This window comes from Paenibacillus sp. YAE3, assembly GCF_057546105.1.
On the sequence record NZ_BAAIYF010000048.1, the window covers coordinates 1 to 550 of the forward strand.

The 550-nt window shown below is 46.5% G+C and carries 1 protein-coding gene; it reads right to left on the reverse strand.

Annotated features, from left to right (window positions below):
• On the reverse strand, window positions 1-463 hold a 463-nt coding region (locus tag AC27KL_RS28115), incomplete at its 3' end, for a TraR/DksA C4-type zinc finger protein (RefSeq protein ID WP_487171804.1).
• Window positions 464-550: the final 87 nt, after the last annotated feature.

A 550-nucleotide genomic window follows, 5' to 3' on the forward strand; every position in this document is an offset into this window, starting at 1 on the left:
GTCCTGCATTCCGTTGGCGAACCTCACCTGCACCTTTGGGCGGCGGAGTCATAACCTGTTCCTCGATTGGACGGTCATTCGATAATTCCCGTGTTGGCGTGTGCTCGACGGTATAGGCTGTATATGGAATGGCTTGTAACCGTTCAAAAGGAATTTCTTCGCCGCTCTCCACACATATTCCATACGTCCCATCTTCCATCCGTTGCAGGGCTGCATTAACCTGCTCCAGTTCGTTTTCCAGCGACTCGTTAATCGCCAGGTCACGGGATCGTTCAAAGGTTTCCGTCCCTATATCAGCAGGGTGGTTATCATAGGATGAGAGTTCCCCTGTGGAATCTGTCAGTGTTTCTCCCAATTTCGTATTTTCCTGACCATTTTGTTTAAAATGTTTTTCTAAATCCTTTTTCTGCTCCAATAACATATGTTTCAGCTCTGCAAGCTGCGAATCGTTCAAATGGTTCATGATCATCTCTCCCCTTCATGGTCTGTATGAGTGGCGTGTATGCTCTTTTATACCCGTTCATAAAGCCTAGCAATCACAGAGACTTTT